Genomic DNA, 25521 nt, shown 5'->3' on the forward strand with positions numbered 1-25521 from the left:
AAATCAAGATATTGAAGTTTCCCCTGCCGCCCCCAAGTTGGTCGACAAGCGCCACTCCCGGCGCTCTCGACCAACCGATGGAGGATTCAAGATGATCTATCGCTCCCTTTTCCCGCGTGACGTCGCGTCCGAGCTCGATCGGCTGCAACGTGAACTGCAGCAGACTTTCCATTTCTCGCCGAGCATCCGCGGCATCGCCCGTGGTGGCTTCCCGGCGATGAACGTCGGCGGCACGCCGCAGTCCGTCGAAATCTACGCCTTCGCTCCCGGCATCGACCCGGCGACGCTCGAAGTGCAGATCGAGAAGGGCGTGCTCACCGTCGCCGGCGAACGCAAGCTGCCGACGACCGCCGAAGCCGCGACCGTGCACATCGACGAGCGCTTTGCCGGCCGCTTCCGGCGCGTCGTGACGCTGCCCGACGACATCGACGCCAATGCCGTCGACGCCCGCTATCGCGACGGCGTCCTGCGCATCAGCATCGCCCGCAAGCAGTCGGCACAGCCGCGCCGCATCACCATTCAGTAAGGAGGAACGAACATGTCAGACACCACTCCCGTCAAGAAGCAGTCGGTCGCCGATGATGCCGCCTTGCTGCCGCCGGTGGACGTCATCGAGGACGCCTCGGGAATCACCCTCTATGCGGACCTGCCCGGCGTTTCCAAGGACAAGCTGCACCTGCAGGTCGAGGCCGACACGCTGACCATCGAAGGCGAGATCGACCTCGAAATGCCCGGCGGCATGGAGGCCAGCCATGCCGAGGTCAGCCTGCCGCGTTACCGGCGCGTCTTCACGCTGTCGAAGGAACTCGACGCCGGCAAGGTGGCGGCCGAGTTCAACCAGGGCGTGCTCAAGTTGTCGATCCCGAAAGCCGAGCACGCGCAACCGCGCAAGGTCGAGGTCCGCATCGCCTGATCGCCCGACGCGTCGGCGGCGCCCCGGCAGGCGGGCGCCGCCCGCTGCGGGCACCCGCAGCGCAGCTGCTCGACCTGCCGTCACGCCTCGCGGCGCCTCCCCAGGGGGGCGCCACGAGGCGCTTGCCGCGATTCCCGCCCAGATGCCGATCGGCTCTGATAACAAAAGAAATTTCCCTGCCAGAAGCATTGCACCGCCGCAGCCGATTCCGTATGATCGGTGCCAGGTTCGTTCCGCGCACTTTCCACCAAACCACTCCTATGGAGCTCGATCATGGCAAAAGCCAACAAAGTCAAGAAAGCGAAAGAAGTCGAACAGGCAGTAGAAGCGGAACCCGTCGTCACACCCGAATTCGTCAAGATCACCAAGGTCGTCGGCCGGCAGATTCTCGATTCGCGCGGCAACCCGACCGTCGAGGTCGACATCACCCTCGACGATGGCTTTCTCGCCCGCGCCGCCGTCCCGTCGGGTGCCTCGACCGGCGAATTCGAAGCCTGCGAACTGCGTGACGGCGACAAGAAGGTCTATCTCGGCAAGGGCGTGCTGAAGGCCGTCGACGCCGTCAACACGCGCATCGCCAAGCTGCTCAAGGGCAAGAACCCGCTCGACCAGCGCGAACTCGACGAAGCGATGATCGCCCTCGACGGCACACCCAACAAGGCCAACCTCGGCGCCAACGCCATCCTCGGCGCATCGATGGCCATCACCATGGCCGGCGCGCACGTCAGCAAGATGCCGCTCTGGAAGTACATCGGCAAGATCCACAAGAACCGCAGCTTCGTCCTGCCGACGCCGATGGCCAACATCATCAACGGCGGCAAGCATGCCGACAACCTGATCGACTTCCAGGAATTCATGATCATGCCGGTCGGTGCCGAGAGCTTCTCGCAAGGCCTGCAGTGGATCACCGAAGTCTTCCACGCGTTGAAGACGATCCTCAAGAAGGGCGGCCACGTCACCGCGGTCGGCGACGAAGGTGGTTTCGCGCCCAACCTGTCGAACGACGAGGCCCTCGAAGTCGTCATGCAGGCGATCACCGCCGCCGGCTACAAGCCCGGCAAGCAGATCGCCATCGCCCTCGACTGTGCGTCGTCCGAACTCTTCGACGAGGGTGGCCGCGAGGGCTACAAGTTCTGGAAGTCGAACCCGGACAAGCTGTTCACCGACGACGACATGATCGCCAAGTACACCGAGTGGTGCAAGAAATACCCGATCGTCTCGATCGAGGACGGTCTCGACCAGAGTGACTGGGACGGCTACGTCAAGTTCACCAAGGCCCTCGGCGACACGGTGCAGATCGTCGGCGACGACTTCTTCGTCACCAACCCGACACGCCTGAAGCAGGGTATCGACATGAAGGCGGCGAACGCCATCCTGATCAAGGTCAACCAGATCGGCACCGTCACCGAGACCCTCGACGCCATCCGCATGGCGCAGAAGGCCGGCTACGGCGTCATCTCGTCGCACCGTTCGGGCGAAACCGAGGACTCGTTCATCGCCGACCTCGCCGTCGGCACCGGCGCCGGCCAGATCAAGACCGGATCGCTGTCGCGTACCGACCGCGTCTGCAAGTACAACCAGTTGCTGCGCATCGAGGAGCAACTCGGCAGCAAGGCCGTGTACAAGGGGCTGAAGTCGATCAAGGGCGCCGGCTTCTAGGCTGCTCGCGGCAGGCCAGTCCAAGGCACCGCCATGGCGGTGCCTTTTTTTCGCCCGCTGGTTCCGCAGGCTCCCGATGCGCCTTGCCGCAGCCGGTCGGCGCGCCCGCCAGCTCAGGGCTCGCGGATGTAGGGCACATCCATCTGCCGAGCCGTCGCCGCAGCCAGCGCATCGCCGGCGAAACGGGCGACGAGATGCAGGCTCATGTCGATACCGGCAGCGATCCCCGCTGACGAGACGACCGCTCCTTCATCGACCCAGCGCCTGCCTGCGATGACCTCGACGTCGGGAAAGGCGAGACGCAGCTCGGCAAGGTCTTCCCAGTGCGTGGTGGCCATGCGCCCGGCGAGCAATCCCGCCTTCGCCAGAATGAAAGCACCCGTGCACACCGACGCCGTCACGGCGGCCAGTCGCGAGGCCTGAGCGACCCAGTCGAGCACCTCGGGTTTGGCCAGTTCGGCCGCCACCACCCCGCCGGGGATCAGCAGGATGCCCGGTTGCGGGCAGGTGGCGAGGGTGTGGTCGGGCAGCACGCGAAGTCCCGCCCGGGCCAGCACCGGTTCCGTCGATTGCGCCACCGTGAACACCTCGAAGGGCAGCGGGCGCTCGGGATTCCGGCGGCCAAAGACCCGGCTGGCGGTGCTGAAGACCTCGAACGGTCCGGCGAAGTCGAGCACCTCCATGTCCGGAAAAATGTAGATCGCGACGTGTCGGGTCATGGCCCAGGTCCTGATCGGATCGGGCGGAAGCCGCACGGCACCACCCTCTTTCTCCAAGCTGCGAGCGCGTTCGTTGCATGGCGGTTCGGCCGCTTCAGCCGGCCAGACCACCGACCGGGTCGGCAAGCGGCCGCAGCCCTCGCGGCCAGCCGAGCGGAGCGGATGGTGCGGATGGTGCGCCACGCGCGATCGGCCGACGGCGCACGCTCAACCACGCACGGCGGCCTCGATGGCTGCCACGTCGATCTTTCGCATCGGCATCATCGCGGCAAAAGCCCGCTTCGCCACATCACCACCCTGCGCCATTGCCTCGGTCAGCACACGCGGCGTGATCTGCCAGTTGATTCCCCATCGATCCTTGCACCACCCGCAATGGCTTTCGAGCCCACCATTGTCGACGATGGCGTTCCAGTAGCGATCGGTCTCCTCCTGATCCTCCGTGGCGATCTGGAACGAGAAGGCCTCGCTGTGCGTGAAGCGCGGACCCCCGTTGATGCCGATGCAGGGAATGCCTGCCACCACGAACTCGACGGTCAATGGGTCGCCGGCCTTGCCACCGGGGTAATCCGATGGCGCCCGGCAAATGGCGCCGAGACTGCTGTCGGGAAAAAGACCCGCATAGAAGCGCGCCGCCTCTTCGGCATGGCGCTCATACCACAGACAGACGGTATTCTTGCTCACCCGCATCTCCTTTCTCTTGCTGCCGCCACCGGGCCAGCGGCAGCAGAATCGCCAGCGCCGCGTACGGCAGCGCGACCCGATGGTCCTGCGTGTTGATCGGCCTGACTGATGCGCTCCCCTCCTCCTCCCTTCCCGGCTCGCTCCTCAGGACGGGGGCTTCCTGCCCGCCCAGAACAGGATGAAGTAGAGAACCAGGAGGTCGAAAGCAACGTGAAACGCGAGGCCGACCAGCCAGCCTGAACCCATGTCCAGGCGCGCCAGCACGGCGTCGAATGCCGCGCCCGTCAGGCCGGGCGGGCTGCCGGCGGCGCGCAGTTCGCCGACCAGCGTCTCGAGCATGCGGTACGACTCCGTCAGGCCAACCAGGTTGAAAACGACGAAGCCGAGGTAGCCCGCGGCGACGGCCCATCTCTGCGGCCAGGGCCACGGATCCTTGCGCGCGAAGATCCAGCCCAACAGGACCAGGGCCGACGGAACGAAGAACTTCCAGAAATCGACGACCTGCCCATGCGCCTTGAATGCCAGTTCCAGCATCTCGAAGCTCCCAAGATCAGCCAGTTGAGTTTGCTCGGCACGGCGCTCGCGTGTGGCATGAATTTCAGCCACAACCGGGTCGTGCCGGCTTGTGCTTGCAGCCATCAGGATACTTCCATCCACTCACAACGTGCGTCACGACTTCAGCAGCCGGCGACCGGAGCGCGAAGCGCGGAGGGGTTGGGCGACTGGCGCAAGAAATGACTGGACATCAAGAGTTTTGTGTAACTACAATCAGCCAACGATCACGTGGGATGAGAGCAAGCGCAGGAAGAATCTCAGGACGCACGGCATCGATCTGGCCGAAGTGGATTGTGTATTCGACGCCCCGATGGTCACAGTGGAAGACGAACGCGAGCAGTATGGCGAACCGCGGCTGCGAAGCCTGCGGTGGTTTGGCGATCGGGTTGTCTTCCTGGTTTGGACGGAGCGCGAGGACAGCGCCCGAGTGATTTCCTGCCGTTACGGTGACCAACATGAAACGCGCGCGTACTTCAAAGCCCTCGGCCTTCAGCAAGGAGCAGATCGCAGCCGCTCTCGCGGCAGCGCCCGAGAAGGTCAGAGACTCGGAATGCCCATACGATCCCAATGACGCCGAAGCGGTGGATGAGTACTGGGCCAAGGCCAAGATCCGCCTTCCCGGCCAGCGCGGGCCGCAGAAGCTCCCGACAAAGGTAGCGGTTACGGTTCGATACAGCCCCGAAGTCGTTGAGTACTTCAAATCAACCGGAGAAGGCTGGCAGACGCGCATGAATGAGGCTTTGCAGCAGTACGTCAAGAGACACCGCGCGGCATAGGCCCTCGGCATGCCAGGAGCCCGGTCTGCAATTCAGCGGTGAGCGAAACGAGTCCGCTGAAATCGCGACTTGGGCAAAGCTGCTGGATCGGGCGGTGGTTCGACAACCAGAACGCCTGCCGCCTTGAGTTCGGCTTCGCCCCGCCCAAGCTCGGCGAAGAGGGCGCCAAGGTCATCGGCATATTTCAATCCGATTGCATCCTTTATGGCATGCACCTCGGCAATGATTTCGTCATTCATCGTCTCTTCCTCCTAGACAGGCGCGGAACCGTCCGGAACAAGCTCTGCCCCCAAGGTCTCGGGTGCGATGTCCTGCTCGTGAGGCCAGGTCACCGCACCAAATACGATGCCGACCTGTTTGAAATACTCTGGATTGCGCAACTCCCGAAATACGCCGTGATCCAGGTACGGCTTGACGTCGAAAACGCCCCGTCGGCCGTCGGCGATTTCAACGTACAGACGATAATCGGAAAGCGGTTGAACACTGACTACGTCCCAATACATGGCAGCATCCTCAAAGGGGATCGATCTTGTAGGGATTCTCTCCACTGGCAGCAAGTTCCCAGTCGGCCATCCGTTCATCGCGGCGCAGTTCGATCCATGCTTGCACCAGGCGCAACTGCTTGCGCGGCAACTCCCCGGCCAGGATTTCGCCCTCTTCGATGCCGATCGATGCCTCGAATGCACCATATCTGGCGTGGATGTGTGCCAGATCGTGATGCTTGCTGTCGAGCAGGTACATCCGAATGATGATGCCGTAGAACATCGAGATGATCGGCATGGCGTGTCCTCGTGATCAGGAGCCCAATCGGGATAGGGAGCAACCTCACGGCTCTCTCCTCCCACACGACCGTGCAGACGGTTCACGTACACGGCGGCTCGGCAGACTGAGTCGGCAAGTCCAGTCGCCCGCTGCTGGAGCAGCCCGAGGCTTCGCGCCCGGCAAAGCAGAGCCGCATCTCTAGCCGCTGCAAGCCCGGATTCATCCGGTCGGATGCGTTCATGATCTTCATTGGACAACGATGACTCCTCTCTTTCCAGTTCCTCGCGGAACACCGTTCGGGTCTTCGGTTGGTTCTCTGGCTCGCCGCCGTCGCCTACTCTACCATGCCCTCTGCTGACTTCCCCATGGTATTCCGCGTCAGTGACCCGACGCCCCGCCTCGACCGCGACACGGCCAGTACCGATATTCCATCAAGTGCGACAAGTCGCTTCCGCGCGGCATCCGGGTCACCCGCAGCGCATTCTTGCCAGACTGCGCGCGAGACAAGAAGTGCATAGTCCAGCCTTTGCGTCCACCAAGCGAGCAAACAAAACGTGGTCTGGACCCTATTCCTTGCCCTATTCCTTGCCCCCCATTTCTGGTCCCTGCTGCTCACTCACAGATCTCACCGCGTCCGCTGCACTGCCGGGGTGGGCCCGATCAACAACCGCGAGACCCCCACGAACCATCTCCGCCGCACGACGCTGGTCTTCGGCCATGATGAGCCCCAATGCGCGACAATGCGCCTCGGCTGCTTCCGAGTAAGCGAGCAAGTCATGCTGATATTGCTCCGCAAGGCGTTCGCGTGTGGCATGAATTTCAGCCACAACAGGGTCTTGCCAGCCTGTGGTTGCAGTCATTGTGATACCTCCATCAACTCAAAGGGCGTCACGACTTCCGGTAGCTTGTAAGCTCTAGCGGCGCACAAACCGCGCATCACCGGTAACTTTGCTGGATTGGCGATATGCGTACAATTCCAAGTGATCAAGACGTCGATCTCATGATAGCTCGCGCAGGCGATGTGCAGGGCATCAAGACGAGCCTTCGGTGGCAGCCCGCCGCCAAGAACCAGGAATTCGGCCAACTCAATGATCTCGGGCGTTATGGGCAAAACGGGAATACTGCGCAGCGCTTCGATGCGCTCTCTGGCAGCTTGCGGATCGCCCGCGCCAGCCTCATCAACGACGTACGGTGAAACAAAAGCCGCAACCGATACACGTCCGGCGTCCCACCACAGCCGCGCAATCTGCTGGCATGCCATTTTGATGGTATCAGTGCTCGGTCGAGCCGTCAGATAGCTGATGACCGAGGTTTCGATGTAGATTTTTCGCTTCATGATTTCTGCCTTGGATCGGGAAATCGTGGTCTGTCCCCTATTAGTGCTCCCCTATTACTGCCTTGGTCTGTCCTCTATTATTTTGATGCTGAGTTTGACGCCGCAGAAAGAGATTTCGATGAAACAAGCGGATAGGCCGTTGATTGAGCCCGGCCGCCTTCTCTCTTGCTCAAGGACCTACTCAGCTTCCATTTTGCATGATGACATTGGATCTAGATAACCGCCTCTTGGGAAATTACATCGTACCGTTACCAATCGGTTTGCACACAGAAGGACATATCCGTCAGACCCCGACATCCGAACGAACTTTTCCGCATACCACCCACTTTCTCTTGCGAATCGCATAGCAGCTACCGCTTTCCGCGCCCAAGCTGCGTCGGCTTCTGGCGGCAGCGCGACCAATCCTTGAGTACCTGCCGCTGCTGTCGGAGCTGTAGAGGAGCCCGGCGCGGATGGGTTCGGAGTGCCATTTTCTCTCCTCCGAGGGACATCGCTTGTTGACTTCGGAGCTGAGGCTTCGGGTCGCGCCGGAACTTGCCGTGTGTCGGCTCGTGACTGATCCAGCGCTGCCGGGGTGCGCAAGGACTGATACGGGAGGCCGTTTAGGTCGGTTCCTGCGATGACTAGGACCGTCGCCCGATCCACTTCGGTGATTGTCCTCTTGCGGGAGTCTTTCTTCGCGGTTGCCGAAAGCCCATTTTCAGCAAGAAAATCATTCAAGACGTTCGACTTGATTGCGTAGTTGACGTTCTGGGGCAGATTGCCGGAGGATGAGTAGTATTTCTCCGCATTCGCCGTGGCAACCACCACCCCCACGACAGTTCCAGACTCTGTTACTAATGGACCCCCAGAGTTTCCGCCCTGAACTGGAACCGAAATCTGGAACCACTCGTCATCATTCCTACTCCCTGAAAAACTGCTGATAATTCCGTCTGTCACCTTGGATTCATTGCCTTGGATGCTGATGTTGGGGTAGCCGACGGTCATCACCCTCTGACCCTTTCTGACCAACCTTGAATCAGCTACAGGTAAGGTGGCAAACTTGCCGGTGACCCGAACGCGCAAGAGCGCTAGGTCACGCTTCGGATCCGACGCTACAACGTTGGCCCTGTAGAAGCGCCCCTGGACATCTCGTATAGCGTGGTTGTCCTTGTCTTCGACGACATGGTTGTTGGTGACAAGGTAACCATCATTCGAAACGAAGAAGCCGGTTCCGGTACTTATTGCGGCACGCATCCTTTCCTCTTCCTGCAGGCGAACGGCCTCCGCTCGGGCGTTGGCCTTCGCCTGTTGCTGAAGCGCCTCCTGTCGTTCGCGCTCACGTTGCCCTCTTTGTTCCTCAGGTTGACGTTGCTTTTCCAACTCGAGTTTGAGTAAGAGGGCTCTCCGGATTAATTCTTGTTGCTGTTGGGATTCCCGATTGGCTTGCTCTAAGCCTTGATAGTAAGCCCCAAGACCAAAACTCGGTTCGTAACCAGTCTGCGCCAATGGGGAATTCGAGGCAAGAACAAAAAGTCCAGCTAAGATGAAGCGCATATTAATGTCCTTTGCAACGGATTACGGTCATCTACTAAGCTTTGGTCATGGGCCAACGCTGCAAGCCACTTACGCACCAAGACCGAGGCCTCTGGCACATGAGACTACTATAGAGAAGATTAGTACTACGAACCAGCTTTGTCAGAGGTCCCACCTTGCGCAGCAGGCGCTCGCGGTGCGTTTGCGCGCGTCGCCCAGCATGCGGCGGCTAGGCTACTTGTCATCGGGCCTCCCGTGAGAAAGAACATAACCAGCGACAGTTCCTAGAAGAGCCGCAAGCGTTTCAAGACTGAAATTGACTACGAGCGCCAAGATTACGAGCGTGGGAATAAAGAGAACGATCCCAAGTGCCTTCAGAGAATTGGGCCCGAAACCCTGATCCTTAGCTTTGAGCCTGTCGAACACGAGCCAAAGGCCGACAACCATTACGATAGATGCCCCCAAAACGCCAACGAGTTTCAGCCAGTCCACACACACCTCCCCAATTACGTGGTAAAGCCCATCTATCTGCCATTTGTGTCAAAGAGATTCAATCCACTCTTTGAGTTGTCGATGAGATAGCCAATCCCCTCGCCACTGACGGCAAAAAATCGGACTGCGCCGACGGTGGCCACGAAGCCAGCGCGTCCCTGCACTTCAGCCCCCAGCGAGCCGCGGAAGACAAATCGCCCGGCGCCGGCCGTTCAACCGGACGAACGACCGATGGCACTCGGCTTCGATCCGGCGGGGGATGAGGTGCCACGTCCTTTCCCCCGCCATCGTCGACGCGCTGTGCTCGGGCGGACGCCGAACTACTTGCCGGCCTTGCCGCTGCGGGCCGGTGCCTTGCGCTCGGACTTCTTCTTCAGGCCCAGCGAAGCGACTTCATTGGAATCGGCACCGAATTGGGCGATGACCTGGTCCTTGACGCCGAGGATGAGGTTGTGGTGTTCCCACTGCGCGGCAATCGCCGCATCGCGGGCGGCGTCGAACGCATTCTGCGCGCGCAGCTCGACTTCCTCGGCGGCGCGCATGGCGTCGTAGCGGGCGGTCACCGTTGCCAGGCTGTACGTCTGGTTGGCCGGGCTGTAGCCGGCGATCGCCTTGAGCGCGAGAAAGGCCTCCTCATCGGCCTGTCTGGTTTCCTGCGGCAGACGGACTGTTTCGTTCTTTGCCATGTCACTCCCCCACGAAGATGAAGTCACGAGGGACGGATTGCCCCTCTGCGAAGATGGTAGGTTGCCGCCGGCAGTCGTGTCAATGCGCCGCCTGGCTGACGAACGCGGCAGCGATGCTCGAACGCTGGGAAGGCATCCCGACGGACCCGGGAAGCATCCCGACGCATCAGGGAAGCATCTCGATCGGTCAGGGAAGCATCCTGATGCACCAAGGAAGCATCTCGATCGGTCAGGGAAGCATCCTGACGCATCAGGGAAACATCTCGGTCGATCAGGGAAGCATCCTGACGCATCAGGGAAGCATCTCGGTCGGTCAGGGAAGCATCCTGACGCATCAGGGAAGCATCTCGATCGATCAGGGAAGCATCCTGACGCATCAGGGAAGCATCTCGATCGGTCAGGGAAGCATCCTGACGCACCAGGGAAGCATCCTGGCCGATCAGGGAGCTAGAGCAGTTCGGTGTCGGTGTGCGCGTACGCCGGCGAGCAGCAGCACAGCAGGATCAGCGGGCCGCTGGCCGATGCGCTGACGCGGTGCGGGGTTCGTGGCGCGATGCAGATGGTGTCGCCGCGGCGGATCGGGAACGACTCCGCGCCGAGGATCATATCGCCCTCGCCGGCGGTGACGTGGTAGATCTCCTCGCTCAGCAGGTGCCGGTGCAGCCGGGTGCTGGCGCCGGCGGCGACGGTGGCTTCGGCCAGGCTCTGCTTGCGGTTGCCATGCACGCCCGGATGCATCAGCTCGCGGATCAGCGAGCCGTCGGCGGTGACGTAGGCTTCGACGCCGGCGTACGGCTGCCGCATCGGCCGGGCGAGAAAGGCGTTCTCGACCTCCTCGACCGCCATTCGGCCAAGAAGGGGCACCTTCGACAGCTCGCCGCTGCGATGACAGGCGATGACCTCCTCGACGGTCGTCAGTCCGTTGACCAGCAGGAGCCGGCGAACGCGCGGGCTGATCTGCTCGAATGGCTCGCTGGCCTCAGGCGACATGCCGTGCTCCCGGTGGGTGAATGGATCGATGAGGCGCTGACGATACCTGAAATCCGCCGCCTGCGACACCGCGCCGGCGGCGAACGCCGGTCCGGCAGCAGGCCGCCTGCTTGCTATACTGTTCCGGCGATGGTCCACCTGCGCTTCTACGCCGAACTCAACGATTTCATCGCCGTCGACCGCCGGCAGCGCGATTTCGCGCTCGCCTGCGCCGCCGATGTCCCGCTCCGCCACCTGATCGAGAGCTGCGGCGTGCCGCATACCGAGGTGGCGCTGATCCTGGTGAATGGCGCAGCGGCCGCGTTCGACCAGCGGCTGTGCGCCGGCGACCGGGTGGCGGTCTATCCGGTCTTCGTCTCCTTCGGCATCCGGCCGCCGCTGCCCGCCGCCCGCTTCGTCGCCGACGCCCATCTCGGCGCGCTGGCGCGGTTGCTGCGCCTGGCGGGTTTCGACACGCTCTACGACAATCGGCTCGGCGATCGCGAAATCGAGCAGATCGCCGCGAGCGAGGGGCGGGTCGTGCTGACGCGCGACCGCGACCTGCTGAAAAGGCGCGCGATCGTGCACGGCTGCCATGTCCATGCGCAGCAGCCCGACGAGCAATTGCGCGAGATCGTCGCCCGTCTCGATCTCGCCGGCAGCGTGCAGCCCTTCTCCCGCTGCATGGTCTGCAACGCACAGCTGCTGCCGGTCGCCAGGGCACTCGTCGAGGACGCCCTGCCCGAGCGCGTCCGCGAGCGCCAGCACGCCTTCCAGCGCTGCAGCGGCTGCGCGCGCATCTACTGGCAGGGGAGCCACTGGCGCCGGCTGCGCGAGCGCCTGCAGCGCGTGCTCGCCGCCGCCACCCCTTCCGCGCCTGCCGCCGCTGCCGACCCCGGCGCAGCGACGGCGGCAGCGGCTCAGCCGGCGGCGACGAGCGGCAGCGGCACCTTCGACGGCGCCTGCGCCACTTCGCGCACGAGCCGCGGCACGAGGTAGCCGGGCAGGCGCGCGAGCAGCCCGGCGTGCAGTTCGTGCACGCGCTCGTCGGCGACGGCGAAGTGGCCGGCGCCGGCAACCCGGTCGAGCAGGTGCAGGTAGTAGGGCAGCACGCCGATGGCGTAGAGGCGCTCGGAGAGCGCGCACAGGGTATCGAGCCGGTCATTGACGCCGGCGAGCAGCACCGACTGGTTGAGCAGCGTGACGCCGGCGCGGCGCAGCGGCGCCAGCGCCGCCGCCACCGCTTCGTCGAGTTCCTGCGCGTGGTTGGCATGGATGACGAGGCTGACCGGCAGGCGGCAGTCGGCGAGCAGCTGCACCAGTCGCACCGTCACGCGCTGCGGAATGAGTACCGGCAGCCGGCTGTGCAGGCGCAGCCGGCGGAGCTGCGGGATGGCGGCGAGGCCGTCGATCAGCCACTGCAGTTGCCGATCGGGGAGCGACAGCGGATCGCCGCCGGAGAGGATCACCTCGCTGATCGACGGGTCGCCGGCGATGCCGTCGAAAACCCGCTGCCAATCGCCGCGCGCCGGCTGCGTCGCGGCGTAGGGGAAGTGGCGGCGGAAGCAGTAGCGGCAGTGGATCGGGCAGTGGCCGCTGACGAGCAGCAGGACGCGGCCGTGGAACTTGTGCAGCAGCCCCGGCTGGCGCATCGCCTGCGCCTCGGCCAGTGGATCGCAGGAGAAGCCCGGCAGCGGCAGGCGCTCGGCGCGCAGCGGCAGCACCTGGCGCAGCAGCGGATCGTCGGCACGGCCCGGTTGCATGCGGGCGACGAAGGCGCGCGGGACGCGCAGCGCGAAAGCCTGCCCGTCGTCGTCATCGTCGTCGATGTCCACGTCGCGCCGCGCCAGGCCGAGGACGGCGAGCAGTTCATCGACATCGCCGATGACGGTCTGCAGCGCCCGTTGCCAGGGTTCGCCGGCGTCCTTCCCCTGCCCATCGGCCGGGCTTCGCGCTATCATGGCGCCCTTCATCGATGTTGACCGTCTCATCAGGAAATCCAATGGCGACCTATTCTACCAACGAATTCAAATCCGGCTTGAAAGTGATGCTCGAGGGCGATCCCTGCACGATTCTCGAGAATGAGTTCGTCAAGCCGGGCAAGGGGCAGGCCTTCAACCGCGTCAAGCTGCGCAACCTGAAGACCAACCGCGTCTGGGAAAAGACCTTCAAGTCGGGCGACTCGATCGAGGGCGCCGACGTCATCGACCGCGACATGCAGTACCTCTACAACGACGGCGAGTTCTTCCACTTCATGGAGCCGGAGAACTTCGAGCAGCACCAGGCGAGCAGCGCCACCGTCGGCGATGCGGCGCTCTGGCTGCGCGAGCAGGACACCTGCACGGTGACCCTGTACAACGGCGCGCCGCTCGCCGTCAGCCCGCCGAACTTCGTCGAGCTCGAGATCGTCCAGACCGAACCCGGAATCCGCGGCGACACCGCCACCGGCGGCACCAAGCCGGCCCGCCTGTCGACCGGCGCCACGGTCAAGGTGCCGCTGTTCGTCAACGAGGGCGAGATCATCAAGTGCGACACGCGCTCGGGCGAGTACGTCTCGCGCGTCAAGTCCTGATCGCTGCCGGCCGGCCGGCCGCGGCCGCCTGATGCCCACCCCGCCTGCCTGGCAGGCGAGCGCACCGCTCGCCAACCTGCGGCGGCGGGCGGAGATCGTCGCCCGCATCCGCGCCTACTTCACGGCGCAGGGCCTGCTCGAGGTCGACACGCCGCAGCTCTGCCCGGCGACGGTCACCGATCCGCAGCTCGCAAGCCTCGCCGTCGCCGGCTACGGCTACCTGCAGACCTCGCCCGAATACGCGATGAAGCGCCTGCTGGCCGGCGGCAGCGGCTCGATCTGGCAGATCGCGCACGTCTTTCGCGGCAACGAGCTCGGCCGCCGGCACAACCCCGAGTTCAGCCTGCTCGAGTGGTATCGCGTCGCTTTCACGCCGGAAGAGCTGATGGCCGAGGTCGCCACCGTCGCCCGCCTGGCGCTCGGTGAGCTGGGCTGCGTCCACCACCGCTATCGCGATCTCTTCCGCCAGCATCTCGCGCTCGACCCGCTCACCTGCAGCAGCGCCGCGCTGCGCGCGGCGGCGCGCGCGCACGCCGATCCCGCCTTCGACGATGCCGACCGCGACACCTGGCTCGAGCTGTTGATGAGCGCCGTCATCGAACCGCATCTCGGGCGCGACGAACTGTGCTTCGTCGTCGATTACCCGCCATCACAGGCGGCGCTCGCCCGCCTGCGCCGCGACGCCGACGGGCAGCCGGTGGCGGCGCGCTTCGAGCTGTATTTTCGCGGCGTCGAACTCGCCAACGGCTACCACGAGTTGCTCGACGGCGGCGAACAGCGCAGCCGCTTTGCCGCCGACCTGCGGCGGCGCGACGAACTCGGCCTGCCGGCGGTGGCGATCGACGAGGACTTCCTCGCCGCCATCGACAGCGGCCTGCCGGATTGCAGCGGCGTCGCCCTCGGCCTCGACCGGCTGCTCATGCTGGCGCTCGGTGCCGAATCGCTGCAGGAAGTGCTGCCCTTCCCCTTCGCCCGCCACTGAACAGCGTCGGACAGTACCGGCCGCAACCCTGCAGCCCTGCCGCCCTCATTGCGCCGGAGGCGGAGGCGGGGGCGCAGCGGCTTCGGCGCTCTCCTCGGCCTCGACCTCGGCAACCAGCAGCATCTTCTCCAGCACCTCGCGATAGGGCGCCGACGAGACGTTGATCCCGCCCTGGAACGGGTGGTCGCTGACGGCGATGAAATAGAGCACGAGGGCGATCGGCGCCGCCACCAGCAGGGTCACGGTCGCATGCATGGTGAAGCTGTCGACGCGCAGCAGGAAGCACGACGAGATGGCGATCGCGCCGAGCAGGATGACGACGATCCACAGTTCCGCCGGCAGCGCCGTGTCGCGGACGGCCTGCAGGCGCTGCCAGTGCGCCTGCAGCAGCTGGTTGTACGAGCGCAGCACCTGCGCCTGGAGGATCTTCTGCCCCTCGCTCACCGGCTCGAAGGAGACGAGCGCCTGCTGCGCCTTGTCGATGATGCGCAAGGTATCGCGCGGCAGTTCGCCTTTCTGGTGCAGCGGCCACTCGACGTTGATGACGTATTTGGTGTAGGCGATCAGCGCCCGCCGCCCCTGTTGCCGGACCGGCGGCGGATAGCCGCCGAGATCGTGGTAGAGGACGGCGATCGCCGCCGCCTCGCGACTGACGTCACTGCCGGCATCGACGAGGTTGCTCCACACGGCGACGGCCGTCAGGCCGGCCGCCACCGCGTAAACGCCGATCAGCGCCGACAGCAGGCCGGCGATGGTGCCGTTGTCGAAGTGTTCGTGCAGCCGCGACGAGCGCACGCGTGGTGCGACCAGCGCGACGCCGACGATCGACAGCAGGGCGACGACGCCGACGACGAAGGCGGCCAGCTCGAGTGAGCCGAGTTCATGAAACCAGTTCATCAGCGCACTACCTCCAGAAATGTATCCCGCGCAGCATGCCGGCGGCTGCGGCAGCCGCCACCGGCAGGCAAACAGGCGGGGCCACGGCGCGTCACTCGTTCACCCGCACCCGGGCCTCGCGGCCGGCGCGCGACGATCGGCGCACGACCTGGCTGGTGTCTTCGTCTTCCAGCCCGTTGAGGATCGAACTCACGGCGTCCACCGGGTAGACCAGCGGCAGGAGCACGCCCTCCACCCGGGTGAACACGGCGACGTGCTCGGGATGGGCGCTGAACAGGACATGGTGGTTGGTGATGCCGTCGACGTTGAGCCAGAGGGTGCCCTCGCGATCCATCGGCGTGTGGCCGACGATGAACGGCGTGTGCTTGTCGAGCTGCAGCGAGCGGCGCAGGCGCTTGACGTCGCCGCGGCCATAGCCCTGCGGCCGGTTCGGCCGCCGCAGGCGGTTGTTGATCAGCTCGAGAACCAGCTCCGGGTGGCGATGCACGTTGACCAGCATCGGCAGGCTCACCGCAGCCTTGGGCGCTGCCGCGTGACAGGCGACGAAGTCGTCGGAAGAAACGACGTAGGGCAGCTGGCGATAGAACTCCTCCATGGCGCGCAGGTAGACGGCTCCGCGCTGGTCACCGAGTTCCTTCGCCCACAGCAGTCCCTGCGGGATGCCGTCCTTGGCGATGTCCTCGGAGAACGAATCGTGGTTGCCGCGCAGGTAGAAGACCTGGCGCGGAAAGCGCAGCTTGAGGCGGAAGATCAGGTCCATCAGCAGCATCGAGCTCTGCATCTCGCGCAACTGTCCATCCACTTCGCTATGTACCGCGTCGCCGAGGATGACGAGCACCGCGCTGCCCTCCTCGAGCGCGTCGAGGAAGGCATTCTGGCTGAGCACGGTGAGCAGGTTGTCGACCTGCCCGTGCATGTCGGCGACGAGGATCGGCGTCAGCGATCGCGGCAGCAGCACGAGGCCGCCGGGCGTTCCGAGATCGCTCCGCGGACGGTAGGGATCCTGCCGCGTCAGCTCGTTCACCGCCTGCAGCAGTGCCAGGGCATCGGCCGCCGGCATCAGGCCGATCGGCCCGCCGAGAATCTGGCGCAGGCGCCGGAAGCGGCTGCCGCGCGCAGCGGTGACATCGGCCACCGCCGGCCCGATCGCCGTGCCGATATCGCTCAGGTTGCGGAAAACGAGGGCATCCCGGCTGTGGATGAGGACCAGGTGCTCCTCGTCGACCGCCGCCGGATAGTCGAAAACGGCCTGTTGCAGCGCATCGGCCGAGCCCAGCGAGACCCAGGATTTCGGTGTCAGGCGGAGGAAGCCGCCGATCCTGCCGGGATGCGCGCTGGGATCGACGATGACGAAGTTGCCGTTGCGAATCGCCTTGCCGCGCTCGTCGAGACGGACCTCCGGGTAGACATGCAGGCGCTTGTCGTTCATTCCGAGGCTGATCTCGATCGGCCCGCTGTCGAGCGGCACGCGCACCTTGCTGCTGCCGAGACGGTAGGTATCGCCGAGCTTGAGATTGTGACCCCAGCCGAAACCCAGCCGGGCGACGATCGCCTTCACGCGCAGCCAGAGGCCGTGCAGCGTCAGCGGGCGGCGCGTGGCAAGGGTGTTCACGGCGTGGGCGTGGGCGTGGGCGTCGAGTCGACCAGGCGCAGGGGCGGGTTCTCGATCCCCTCGCGGACGTAGACGTGGAACCCCTGGGCGTGCATGAACACCGCCAGCTGGCGGAAGATTTCGCGTTGCGCCTCGCAGATGGCGAGGCTGAGCTGCGCGTCCACGGGATGCGTGCTGTGCCGGGCGCGAACCTGGCGCCGCGCGAAGACGAGTCCCGCCGGCGGCAGGAGGAACTCGAAGACGTAGCGCCGGTACCAGTCGACGGTGAAGAAGAAACGCTTGCGCGGCGGCAGCGTGATGCGTGCGAAGTCGACCTGCGGCAAGGGATCGCGATCGAGGAACTGCGCGTCGAAAACCGAAACCGCCTCGTCGATGCCGACGAAGGGCAGGCCGATGTGGATTTCGCGCGGGCGTACCGCCAGGATCTCCGAGCGCCACCAGTGCTTGCGACCGAGGTCGAGATAGCCTTCCTCGGACCAGCCGCCAAGGCGCGTGATCAGCGTGCTCTTGCCGGCTCCCGGCGGCCCGGTGACGAGGATCTGGCGGAAACGGACATCCGCCGGAAACCCGATCCCCTTGAAGACCTGCAGCGACTCGATCGCCTCGGTGCACCCCGGCCACGTCGCCGGGACGGCCACACCGAGGCGTTCCGCGACCGCGGCATCGCCGCCCGCCTGCATTGCGCCGAGCTCAGACAAAGATGCTCCTCAGGAGGTAGAAGGTGAGCGCAGCCAGGATGGCGCCGACGGGAACCGTGATGAACCAGGACAGGATGATGCCGCCGATCACCCGCAGGTCGAGTGCGCCGATGCCGCGCGCAATGCCGACGCCCATCACGGCGCCGACCGCGATGTGCGTCGTCGACACCGGCAATCCCATGCCGGAGGCCGCGACGGTCACCACCGAAGCGGCAACGGTCGCCGAGTAACCGCGCGTCGGCGTCAGCTCGGTGATCCCGCGACCGATCGTCGCCATGACCTTGTGGCCATAGGTCGCCAGGCCGACGACGATGCCGATGCCGCCGATGAAGAGCATGAACGGAGTCACCGCCGACTTCGCCGACACCGACTGCGTCTCGATGATCTGCACGACCACGGCCAGCGGACCAATGCCGTTGGCGACATCGTTCGAGCCGTGGGCAAAGGCCATCGCCGCGCCGGTGAAGACCATCAGCGGGATGAACAGTCTTTCGACGCTGGCGTAGTGGAAATTGCGGTCATCCCGCTCGTCGAGTTCGATGCGGTTCATCATCAGCCGCGCCAGGATCGCCAGACCGACACCGATCGCGACCGAAAGCAGCTGGCCCTCGACGCTGCTCAAGACGATGCTCACATGCTGGAGTCCCTTGCTGATCGTCACCAGGGAGACGATCCAGCCAACGAGGAAAGCGTACATCGGCCCCCACCGGCGCGCCTGCGCGACGGGCTTCTCGGTGTTGAAGATCAGCTTGCGGATGCTCAGCGTCAGGCACCAGGCGACGACTCCGCCGAGCAGCGGCGAGATGAACCAGCTGGCGACGATCTCGCTCATGGTCTCCCAGTTCACCGCCTCGAAGCCGAGTGCGGCCACACCGACACCGCAAACCCCACCGACGATCGCGTGCGTCGCCGACACCGGCCAGCCACGCATCGTCGCCACCATCAACCAGAGGCCGGCGGCGAGCAGCGCGGCGATCATGCCGAACACCAGCAGGTGCGGCACCGGCGCGAAGAGACTGCCATCGATGATGCCCTTGGAGACCGTCGCCGTCACCCCTCCCCCGGCGAGGTAGGCGCCCGCCAGTTCCATGATCGCGGCGAGGATCAGCGCCTGTCTGACGCTGATCGCTCCCGACCCGACCGAGGTTCCCATGGTGTTGGCAACGTCGTTCGCGCCAATGCCCCAGCACAGGTAAAGACCCAGGGAAAACGCCAGGACATAGAGGATCGTCGAATGCTGCTCGATGATTTCCATCGCATGAAACCCTTACCGATAGAGCCGCGGGAAAAGACCGCGAGCCGGAGCCTGCTGCCACAGGTCCGACGCTGGCCGGACGGTCATCATCGTCGCGGCCGAAAGTTGAACCAGCTGACGGTCATGACGGTAGCGACACCCCGGATGATGAAAGTCATGACCGATTCCCTTCATCCCCGGCCCTTCTCCCGTGCCCGCGAGAAGGGAGATGCGTGAGTCGCCGACGCGACTTTCCCGTCAACGGGCAATGATCAGCCGCAGCCGGTCACCGACCTTCTCGGCGTAGTCGGCCAGGTTGCCCAGCCACTGGATCAACTGATACCAGAACATCACCGACACCGGCGGCATACTGTCCTCCAGAGCGAACAAGGCCCGCGACAACGAGATGGCCATCACGTCGGTATCGGTTTCCATGTGACCGAGCTCGACGATCATCGCCTCGACCCTGTCGACCTCGCGGCCCCGGAAGCCCGTCTCGAGCAGTTCATCCAGCTGCTCGATGATCGTGTGCGCCTGTTCACAGGTGGCGACGCAGCGCGCGACGAAGCGCCGCAGGGGTTCGGTGATTCCTTCCGGCACCTCCATCCGCCGCTCGACGAGCAAGCCGGCGATGTCCTGCGCGACGTCGGCAATCGCGTCCTGCATCGCCAGCAGCTCGAGCAGGTCACGCCGGTCCACGGCCAGCAGCAGGCTCCTCGGCAGATGAACGCGCAGCTCGTTCTTGATCGCATCGGCCTCGTTCTCCTTGCCGAAGATGCGGACCTTCTGCTCACTCACCTGCCTCTGGTCGCGCCCGATCAGCGCTTCGAACAATGGCGGCACTTCGCGCACGCAATCGATGACGCAGCGCATGTGCTGTTGCAGCGGCTTGAACGGCGACTTGCCAAACAGCGCGGCCATGGGGCTGGCGGACAACATGGGCTTCCCTTTCTCGCGGGCAAGGAGCCGAAAAACAGACCGCTGAGCGGGCGGCGAGCGCGCCTTCAGCAGTTCGTCGGCCGTAGACAATCTGTGACGCTCTGTCTGAGGAGCACAACCGACGACAGCCGATTGTAATCCGAATGGGCAGGAAAATGGTGCCGGCCACTCCCGTCATGGCCCGTCATCCCCGCGGCGCAACAGCCGTAGGCTCAAAGACTTGGCGCACTCGCAGGGCTCGGGCTGGCGGCCGGAAACGGCCAGCCTTGCGGTCATGAGCGTCGCGACACCCCGCATCAATCGCGCGGAACGCCCGGTAGCACGCGCGCCACCGGTGCAAGCCGCGAGCGGACGCCGAACGCGCACTGCGGGCGCCGATCGAAGCAAACAGCCGTCGCTCTCGACAGGGCGAAAACCCCCCCACGGCAAAAAAGCCTCGTGCTAGAGTTGGCCGTTTGCATCCGATTGATCAAGGCGACTTTTCGCCACCGCGTTCGCAGGAGGAACTCGCCATGCGCAAGGCCCTTGTCCCCGTGGACGGCTCAGCCGCGGCTCACCGCGCCGTGCGGCACGTCGTCGCTCTGGCCCACATCCACCCGTTGCTGGAAGCCGTCCTGCTCAACGTGCAGCCGGAGGTCGACACCTGGCGCGTGCGCCGCGTGCTGCAGAAGGAAGAAGTCGAGGCGATCGAGGAAAGTCACGGCGGCGACATCCTGCAGGCGGATGGCCAGATCCTCAGTGCTGCCGGCATGGCCTGCACAGCGATCGTCGAGATCGGTCCGCCGGCCGAAACGATCGCCCGCGTCGCCCGCGAGACCGGCTGCGACGCGATCATCATGGGAACCCGTGGTCTCGGCGCGGTGTCGAGCATCGTCCTGGGATCGGTCAGCAGCCGCGTTCTCCATCTGAGCGACCTGCCGGTGACACTCGTCAAGTAAAGCCGCCGCGCAGCCGCCGCCTGGTCGCTCGGCAGGCCGGCGTGCCGCGCCCGCGTGACGGCCGTCCCGGCAAAAAAAGACGCCCCGCTGCCGGGGCGTCCTGCCTGTGCGAGACGGGGACTCAAGCAGTTTGGAGCAGGATTCCCTCGAGTGACTGCGCCGCCTTCTTGCTCGCCCGCAGCACCTTTTCCTGCAGGGCATAGAGTTCCTGCATGCGCAGGGCGCGCATTGCGGCGACATCGTCGCCCTCGGCGTCGTACAGGGCCTTGATCGCTCCGTACATGACCGCGACCGACTTCTCCTCGATGCGCTCGATCTCCTGACACAGGCCCATCGTCTCCTTGCTGCGCGCATCGTCGTTGAGTGTGGCGAGCGCGCGCGTCAGGCGTGAGCAGGCGTCGACGCTCATTGCCGCCAGTTCGTGCGACGCCCTGCTGGCCTCGTCGATGCCGTAATCGCTGACCGCCATCGCGACATCCTGGACGGTGTTCATGATGCGGTCGATGTCGAGCGTCAACTGGTAGACCTGGTCCCGGTTGAGCGGCGTGACGAAGGCCTTGTGCAGCAGGTTGATCATGTCGGCCTTGATCTTGTCCGAGCTCGACTCGTTCATGTTGATTTCCTCGACCAGCGAGGCGACATCCTTCTTGCTGACGCCGAGACTGTTGACCAGCCGCAGCATCGCGCTGGCGCCGGCCTCGACCCGCTCGCTGTGCGCTGCGAGCAGGTCAAAAAACTCTTTCCGCTTGGGTAACATTGGATAACTCCCTTGAATGACTGTGCTGACGACCTTCGTTGGTGATCCCTGCGGCCGGACAGCGAGGCGCGCCGTTGCCGACGCGACTCTCCCCGACGATCCGCTGGCGATCTACATGAACTTGGTCCCGAGCCACCAGAAGATCGCCGCGATCAGCCCGGCAGCCGGAATCGTCAGCACCCAGGCGACGAACAGGTTGGCGGTGATCGCCCAGCGGACGGCCTTGACGTCGTTGGCGGCGCCGACACCGATGATCGCACCGGTGATCGTGTGCGTCGTCGACACCGGAATGCCGCCGAGCGTCGCCAGTCCGAGCGTGATCGCACCGCCCATCGAAGCGCACGAACCGCTGATCGAATTGAGCTTGGTGATCTTGGTGCCCATCGTCTTGACGATCCGCCAGCCCCCGAGGTAGGTGCCCCAGGCGATCGCGAAGTAGCACGAATAGACGACCCACATCGGCAGCGTCGACTGGTCCTTGGTCGCGATACCGGCAGTGATCATCAAGAGCCAGATGATGCCGATCGTCTTCTGCGCGTCATTGCCGCCATGGCCGAGGCTGTAGGCGCCGGCCGCGAAAAGCTGCGCGCTCTTGAAGAACTTGCCCGCCTGGTGCGGCGACTTGTTCTTGAAGATCCACGCGACGAGGACCATCAGCAAGCCACCGATCAGCATCCCGACCAGCGGCGAGATGATGATGAAGGCGAGGATCTTGCCGAAGCCCTGCCAGATGATCGGCGCGCCGGATTGCGCCTTCGCCACCGTCGCGCCGACGAGGCCACCGACGAGGGCGTGCGACGACGACGACGGGATGCCGTAGTACCAGGTGATGATGTTCCACGCCAGCGCCCCGACGAGTGCGCCGAAGATGACGTAGTAATCGACGAACTGCGGATCGACGGTTCCCTTGCCGATCGTCGCCGCCACCTTCAGCTGGAAGATCCAGAGGGCGGCGAAGTTGAAGAACGCGGCGAAGAGGACCGCCTGCTTCGGGGTCAGCGCGCCGGTGGCGACGATCGTCGAGATCGAGTTCGCACCGTCGTGAAACCCGTTCATGAAGTCGAACGCGAGGGCTACTGCAATCAGCACCCCCAGCGTCCAGATGCTCATAGTTAGGCCTTCCATTGTCGGCGCCCTCTCACGAATTCTCGATCAGGATCTCTTCGATCATCTTCGCCGCTTCCTGGCAGCAGTCGAGGACCGATTCCTGCAGCGAGTAGAACTCGCGCATCTTCATCGTCTGCCAGACGTTGGCGCCTTCCTGGAACAGCGCCGAGATCGCCTTGTGCTGCACCTTGTCGGCCTTCGACTCGATCTCCTCGACTTCCTTGCACAGGTTGAGCGTCTCGGCGCCACGCGTCTTGTCGGCCAGTGCGGCGACCGCCCGGTTCAGGCGCATGCACGCATCGGCACTGAGCGAGGCCAGTTCGCGCGCCTCGACCGTCGACTGCTTGATGTTGTACATGCCGACGGCGTTGGCAACGCTCTGCAGCACGTTCAGCGTCATGTCGAGATCGTCGATCAGCGAGTGGATCTGGTCGCGGTTGATCGGCGTCGTGAACGACTGATGCAGTCGCTCGATGACCTTGCCCTTGATCTGGTCACCGGTCTGCTCGTGATCATTGACCTCCTTGACGAGACCCGCAAGGTCCGTCTTGCCGTCGCCCAGGCTGTTGATCAGGCGCAAGGTGGCGTTGGCTCCGGCGACCACCTGCTCGGAGTGGGCAGCGAGCATTTCAAAGAATTCCTTGCGTTGCGGCATCAAACTACTAAACATACGACCTCCCTTGGTTGACAGCTCTCACGAGCCCCTCTTGACAGAAAAACGATACCGGCCCGATGCCGGCCTCATCATGTGATCATCGACTCGTCGGCGACCCGCTCACCGACGCGCCATCCGTGTCCGGGCATCAGCCCTTCTTCTTGCTCTTCGGCGCCTCCGCCAGGGCAGCCAGCAATTCCTTCATCTGTTCGACCTTCTGCTCGGCGAAGAGGCGCACCCCGGCACGCAGGATGTCCGACTTGCTCGCCGCCCAGCCGGCGGCCTGTGCCAACTCGGCACGCAAGGCTTCGATCGCGGCCTCCTCGCTCTTCAGCAGTTCCACGGAATAGCGCACCAACTTGTCGCGCTTGTCCCTGGCGACCTTCTCGACCTCCCTGACCGTCTCATCGACCTGCGCCGCCTTCTTCGCCAACTGCTCGCGCGCCACCTTTTCGATCTCGGCGACCGCGGCCGCGACCTGGGCTGCCTTGCCGGCGACCTGCGCCCCGGCGGCGCTGACCGCCGCCTCGACACCGCTCTTCGTCTTGCGTGGCCGGGCAGCGGCCGCCTGTTGCTGCTCATCCTTCGCCGGCGACCCGACGGCGGCAGTCGCCGGCGGGGGAACGGCCGTTGCCGGTTGCGCCGCCGGCTCGGGCGCGGCGCCCTTGGCCGCGACCGCGCGCTTCGCCGTCCTGGCGGGCTTGGCCGCCACGACGGGCTTCGCCGCCGGAGCCTTCTTTGCCGTGCCCGCTTTGCCCTCGGCCGGCTTGTCTGCCGCCGACCCGCTTGCATCCTTGGCCGCAGCCGTGCCGGTCTTCGCCTTGGCCGCTGTCGCCTTGGCCGCCGTCGCCTTGGCCGCCTTCTCCTTGGTGGCCCTCTCCTTCGCCGCCGCCTTCTCCTTCGCCGCCGCCTGCGCCGCCGCCTTCGCTGCCGCGCGCGCCGCAGCCTTGCCTGCCGGCTGGACTTCGGTGCGCTTCGCCGCGGGTGCAACCGGAGCGGCCACCGGCGTCGGCGCCGGATCCGGGACCAACGGCACCTCGGTCGCCACCAGACGCTCGGCCAGTGACTCGTCCTCCTTCTTCAGGCTGGCACGCAAGGCTGTCTTGTTGTCACTGTCGCCACTTGACGATGTCGTCATCAATGCTCTCCCAATTGTTGAAGTACTGCGCCCACGAGTTTGCGAACTTCCTTCTGCGCTGCGTCGGCGCCGGAGCCAAGCTGGAACACCGATGCGCCGATGACGGCACTCTGCGCATAGGCGTTCCGCTGGCAGAGCATCGCATCAAGGATCGGCAGGGTGAATTCGTGCAGCAGTTCGAGCACGTCGCTTGCCAGCGCCGTGTTCTGCACGCGATTCGGCAGGATGCAGCCATGCAACCGATGACTGTGCTCCATGCGATTCAGGATCAGACGTTCGACGGCCAGCGTGGACCAGAGGTCGGTCGGGCTGGGTACCGCCGGCACGATCGCCAGGTGGGCGACGGCGAGCGCCGCCAGGGTTGAAGGGTGGTAGATCGACGGCGGCGTGTCGAGCACGACATAATCGGCTTCCTGCTGCAACTCGGCGACGTGCTTGATCAGCTCCAGGCCGGACATCTTGCGCACGTCGAGCTGCAGATCGACATCGAGCAGCGACACCGACTCGGCCCAGCGGAAGGCGCTTTCCTGCGGATCGAGGTCGGCCAGCAGCACCGACGAGCCGATGGCGTGAAAGCCACCCGCGAGTTGCATGGCGACCGTCGTCTTGCCCGCCCCGCCTTTTTGCGAGACGACGGCAATCACCCGCGCCGGTACCGATGGCATGTGGCCGCCTTTCCTGAAAACCTGTTCATGACGTTTTGCATAGCCGACGATTATGCCATTTCGCCGGACGGCAGCAAGGCGCAGAGAGCTCGCGACGGGCCATGAAATGGGCCATTTTTTACTGATTGGGGCATTTTGTGACAAAGGTCAACGAAACCCGAGCTCACATGCTGCTTGGGCATCCGCTGCTTCCCCTCGCCGCGCGGCTCGCCGACCGCCCGAGGGTCGCGCGACACACCGCCCGGCACGGCATCGGTGCCGCCC

The 25521-nt window shown here is 64.7% G+C and carries 33 protein-coding genes; 11 read left to right on the forward strand and 22 right to left on the reverse strand.

Going from position 1 to position 25521, the window contains the following annotated elements:
- Window positions 1-91: 91 nt before the first annotated feature.
- The 3 genes from V5B60_RS20135 to eno all read left to right on the forward strand — a co-directional run bounded on the left by V5B60_RS20135 (window position 92) and on the right by eno (window position 2572).
- On the forward strand, window positions 92-526 hold the full coding sequence (locus V5B60_RS20135) for an Hsp20/alpha crystallin family protein (RefSeq protein ID WP_332349614.1): 435 nt from the start codon (window positions 92-94) through the stop codon (window positions 524-526).
- A 12-nt stretch (window positions 527-538) separates the two neighbouring features.
- Window positions 539-913: an Hsp20/alpha crystallin family protein gene (locus V5B60_RS20140; RefSeq protein WP_034934493.1), complete on the forward strand. Its 375-nt coding sequence runs from the start codon at window positions 539-541 to the stop codon at window positions 911-913.
- Between the two features lie 273 nt (window positions 914-1186).
- Complete coding sequence (gene eno / locus V5B60_RS20145) at window positions 1187-2572, forward strand: phosphopyruvate hydratase (protein WP_332349617.1); 1386 nt, start codon at window positions 1187-1189, stop codon at window positions 2570-2572.
- A 113-nt stretch (window positions 2573-2685) separates the two neighbouring features.
- Here eno and V5B60_RS20150 read toward each other — a convergent pair whose 3' ends face one another.
- The 3 genes from V5B60_RS20150 to V5B60_RS20160 all read right to left on the reverse strand — a co-directional run bounded on the left by V5B60_RS20150 (window position 2686) and on the right by V5B60_RS20160 (window position 4506).
- On the reverse strand, window positions 2686-3291 hold the full coding sequence (locus V5B60_RS20150; protein WP_332349619.1) for a DJ-1/PfpI family protein: 606 nt from the start codon (window positions 3289-3291) through the stop codon (window positions 2686-2688).
- Window positions 3292-3498: 207 nt separating this feature from the next.
- Entirely contained in the window at window positions 3499-3978 is a 480-nt protein-coding gene (locus V5B60_RS20155; protein WP_332349621.1) for a VOC family protein, read from the reverse strand.
- Between the two features lie 138 nt (window positions 3979-4116).
- Window positions 4117-4506 carry a hypothetical protein gene (locus V5B60_RS20160; protein WP_332349623.1) on the reverse strand — a complete coding sequence of 130 codons (390 nt, stop codon included), beginning with the start codon at window positions 4504-4506 and terminating at the stop codon, window positions 4117-4119.
- A 307-nt stretch (window positions 4507-4813) separates the two neighbouring features.
- Here V5B60_RS20160 and V5B60_RS20165 point away from each other — a divergent pair, with 307 nt between their 5' ends.
- Together V5B60_RS20165 and V5B60_RS20170 are read left to right on the forward strand one after the other, a co-directional pair.
- A complete protein-coding gene (locus V5B60_RS20165; RefSeq protein ID WP_332350660.1) occupies window positions 4814-5098 on the forward strand; it encodes a BrnT family toxin in 285 nt (94 codons plus the stop codon).
- Window positions 4983-5303, forward strand: coding sequence for a BrnA antitoxin family protein (locus V5B60_RS20170; RefSeq protein WP_332349625.1), 321 nt, complete (start codon window positions 4983-4985; stop codon window positions 5301-5303). Before V5B60_RS20165 ends, V5B60_RS20170 begins: the two co-directional genes overlap by 116 nt.
- A 32-nt stretch (window positions 5304-5335) precedes the next feature.
- On the opposite strand, the gene V5B60_RS20175 is transcribed toward V5B60_RS20170, so the two are convergent.
- The 7 genes from V5B60_RS20175 to V5B60_RS20205 all read right to left on the reverse strand — a co-directional run bounded on the left by V5B60_RS20175 (window position 5336) and on the right by V5B60_RS20205 (window position 10094).
- Window positions 5336-5542 (reverse strand): hypothetical protein, encoded by a 207-nt coding sequence (locus tag V5B60_RS20175; protein ID WP_332349627.1) that lies wholly within the window; start codon window positions 5540-5542, stop codon window positions 5336-5338.
- A gap of 12 nt (window positions 5543-5554) precedes the next feature.
- Window positions 5555-5806 (reverse strand): DUF2442 domain-containing protein, encoded by a 252-nt coding sequence (locus tag V5B60_RS20180; protein ID WP_332349629.1) that lies wholly within the window; start codon window positions 5804-5806, stop codon window positions 5555-5557.
- A 10-nt stretch (window positions 5807-5816) separates the two neighbouring features.
- On the reverse strand, window positions 5817-6083 hold the full coding sequence (locus tag V5B60_RS20185) for a DUF4160 domain-containing protein (protein ID WP_332349631.1): 267 nt from the start codon (window positions 6081-6083) through the stop codon (window positions 5817-5819).
- Between the two features lie 560 nt (window positions 6084-6643).
- A complete protein-coding gene (locus tag V5B60_RS20190) occupies window positions 6644-6925 on the reverse strand; it encodes a hypothetical protein (protein WP_332349633.1) in 282 nt (93 codons plus the stop codon).
- Window positions 6922-7401 (reverse strand): type II toxin-antitoxin system VapC family toxin, encoded by a 480-nt coding sequence (locus V5B60_RS20195; protein WP_332349635.1) that lies wholly within the window; start codon window positions 7399-7401, stop codon window positions 6922-6924. Before V5B60_RS20195 ends, V5B60_RS20190 begins: the two co-directional genes overlap by 4 nt.
- Before the next feature lie 177 nt (window positions 7402-7578).
- On the reverse strand, window positions 7579-8937 hold the full coding sequence (locus V5B60_RS20200) for a trypsin-like peptidase domain-containing protein (RefSeq protein ID WP_332349637.1): 1359 nt from the start codon (window positions 8935-8937) through the stop codon (window positions 7579-7581).
- A gap of 791 nt (window positions 8938-9728) precedes the next feature.
- Window positions 9729-10094, reverse strand: a complete 366-nt coding sequence (locus V5B60_RS20205) for a hypothetical protein (protein ID WP_332349639.1) — start codon at window positions 10092-10094, stop codon at window positions 9729-9731.
- Between the two features lie 113 nt (window positions 10095-10207).
- Between V5B60_RS20205 and V5B60_RS20210 the strand changes: the two genes are divergently transcribed.
- Entirely contained in the window at window positions 10208-10624 is a 417-nt protein-coding gene (locus V5B60_RS20210; protein WP_332349641.1) for a hypothetical protein, read from the forward strand.
- Here the strand turns inward: V5B60_RS20210 and V5B60_RS20215 are convergent.
- Window positions 10542-10898 carry a cupin domain-containing protein gene (locus tag V5B60_RS20215; RefSeq protein WP_332350662.1) on the reverse strand — a complete coding sequence of 119 codons (357 nt, stop codon included), beginning with the start codon at window positions 10896-10898 and terminating at the stop codon, window positions 10542-10544. The two genes, V5B60_RS20210 and V5B60_RS20215, sit on opposite strands and share 83 nt — an antisense overlap.
- 189 nt (window positions 10899-11087) lie before the next feature.
- Here V5B60_RS20215 and V5B60_RS20220 point away from each other — a divergent pair, with 189 nt between their 5' ends.
- Window positions 11088-12062, forward strand: a complete 975-nt coding sequence (locus V5B60_RS20220) for a Mut7-C RNAse domain-containing protein (RefSeq protein WP_332349643.1) — start codon at window positions 11088-11090, stop codon at window positions 12060-12062.
- Here V5B60_RS20220 and epmB read toward each other — a convergent pair.
- Window positions 11984-13024 carry an EF-P beta-lysylation protein EpmB gene (gene epmB, locus V5B60_RS20225; RefSeq protein ID WP_332349645.1) on the reverse strand — a complete coding sequence of 347 codons (1041 nt, stop codon included), beginning with the start codon at window positions 13022-13024 and terminating at the stop codon, window positions 11984-11986. The two genes, V5B60_RS20220 and epmB, sit on opposite strands and share 79 nt — an antisense overlap.
- 41 nt (window positions 13025-13065) lie before the next feature.
- Between epmB and efp the strand changes: the two genes are divergently transcribed.
- Window positions 13066-13635: an elongation factor P gene (gene efp / locus V5B60_RS20230; RefSeq protein ID WP_034934470.1), complete on the forward strand. Its 570-nt coding sequence runs from the start codon at window positions 13066-13068 to the stop codon at window positions 13633-13635.
- A gap of 31 nt (window positions 13636-13666) precedes the next feature.
- The gene (gene epmA, locus V5B60_RS20235; protein WP_332349648.1) at window positions 13667-14617 is read left to right on the forward strand and encodes an EF-P lysine aminoacylase EpmA; all 951 of its coding nucleotides are present in this window, start codon (window positions 13667-13669) and stop codon (window positions 14615-14617) included.
- A gap of 45 nt (window positions 14618-14662) precedes the next feature.
- Here epmA and V5B60_RS20240 read toward each other — a convergent pair whose 3' ends face one another.
- From V5B60_RS20240 to V5B60_RS20255, 4 genes are all read right to left on the reverse strand, one after another.
- Window positions 14663-15514, reverse strand: coding sequence for a hypothetical protein (locus tag V5B60_RS20240; protein WP_332349650.1), 852 nt, complete (start codon window positions 15512-15514; stop codon window positions 14663-14665).
- 91 nt (window positions 15515-15605) lie between these two features.
- The gene (locus tag V5B60_RS20245; protein WP_332349652.1) at window positions 15606-17126 is read right to left on the reverse strand and encodes a metallophosphoesterase; all 1521 of its coding nucleotides are present in this window, start codon (window positions 17124-17126) and stop codon (window positions 15606-15608) included.
- Complete coding sequence (locus V5B60_RS20250) at window positions 17123-17824, reverse strand: serine/threonine protein phosphatase (protein WP_332349654.1); 702 nt, start codon at window positions 17822-17824, stop codon at window positions 17123-17125. Before V5B60_RS20250 ends, V5B60_RS20245 begins: the two co-directional genes overlap by 4 nt.
- Window positions 17817-19079: an inorganic phosphate transporter gene (locus V5B60_RS20255; protein WP_332349656.1), complete on the reverse strand. Its 1263-nt coding sequence runs from the start codon at window positions 19077-19079 to the stop codon at window positions 17817-17819. The genes V5B60_RS20250 and V5B60_RS20255 overlap by 8 nt, the downstream gene beginning before the upstream one ends.
- Between V5B60_RS20255 and V5B60_RS20260 the strand changes: the two genes are divergently transcribed.
- Window positions 19059-19295 (forward strand): hypothetical protein, encoded by a 237-nt coding sequence (locus V5B60_RS20260; protein WP_332349659.1) that lies wholly within the window; start codon window positions 19059-19061, stop codon window positions 19293-19295. The genes V5B60_RS20255 and V5B60_RS20260 overlap by 21 nt on opposite strands.
- A 21-nt stretch (window positions 19296-19316) precedes the next feature.
- Here V5B60_RS20260 and V5B60_RS20265 read toward each other — a convergent pair whose 3' ends face one another.
- On the reverse strand, window positions 19317-19997 hold the full coding sequence (locus V5B60_RS20265; protein WP_332349661.1) for a TIGR00153 family protein: 681 nt from the start codon (window positions 19995-19997) through the stop codon (window positions 19317-19319).
- Window positions 19998-20509: 512 nt separating this feature from the next.
- Here V5B60_RS20265 and V5B60_RS20270 point away from each other — a divergent pair.
- Entirely contained in the window at window positions 20510-20935 is a 426-nt protein-coding gene (locus tag V5B60_RS20270; protein WP_332349663.1) for a universal stress protein, read from the forward strand.
- A 121-nt stretch (window positions 20936-21056) separates the two neighbouring features.
- On the opposite strand, the gene V5B60_RS20275 is transcribed toward V5B60_RS20270, so the two are convergent.
- The 5 genes from V5B60_RS20275 to V5B60_RS20295 form a co-directional block, all read right to left on the reverse strand.
- A complete protein-coding gene (locus tag V5B60_RS20275; RefSeq protein WP_332349665.1) occupies window positions 21057-21692 on the reverse strand; it encodes a DUF47 domain-containing protein in 636 nt (211 codons plus the stop codon).
- A 111-nt stretch (window positions 21693-21803) separates the two neighbouring features.
- Window positions 21804-22817: an inorganic phosphate transporter gene (locus V5B60_RS20280; RefSeq protein WP_332349667.1), complete on the reverse strand. Its 1014-nt coding sequence runs from the start codon at window positions 22815-22817 to the stop codon at window positions 21804-21806.
- 13 nt (window positions 22818-22830) lie between these two features.
- Entirely contained in the window at window positions 22831-23469 is a 639-nt protein-coding gene (locus tag V5B60_RS20285) for a DUF47 domain-containing protein (RefSeq protein ID WP_332349669.1), read from the reverse strand.
- 133 nt (window positions 23470-23602) lie between these two features.
- The gene (locus V5B60_RS20290) at window positions 23603-24592 is read right to left on the reverse strand and encodes a hypothetical protein (RefSeq protein ID WP_332349672.1); all 990 of its coding nucleotides are present in this window, start codon (window positions 24590-24592) and stop codon (window positions 23603-23605) included.
- Complete coding sequence (locus V5B60_RS20295; protein WP_332349674.1) at window positions 24592-25401, reverse strand: AAA family ATPase; 810 nt, start codon at window positions 25399-25401, stop codon at window positions 24592-24594. Before V5B60_RS20295 ends, V5B60_RS20290 begins: the two co-directional genes overlap by 1 nt.
- Window positions 25402-25521 lie beyond the last annotated feature (120 nt).

The organism is Accumulibacter sp., from assembly GCF_036625195.1.
Lineage (GTDB): Bacteria > Pseudomonadota > Gammaproteobacteria > Burkholderiales > Rhodocyclaceae > Accumulibacter.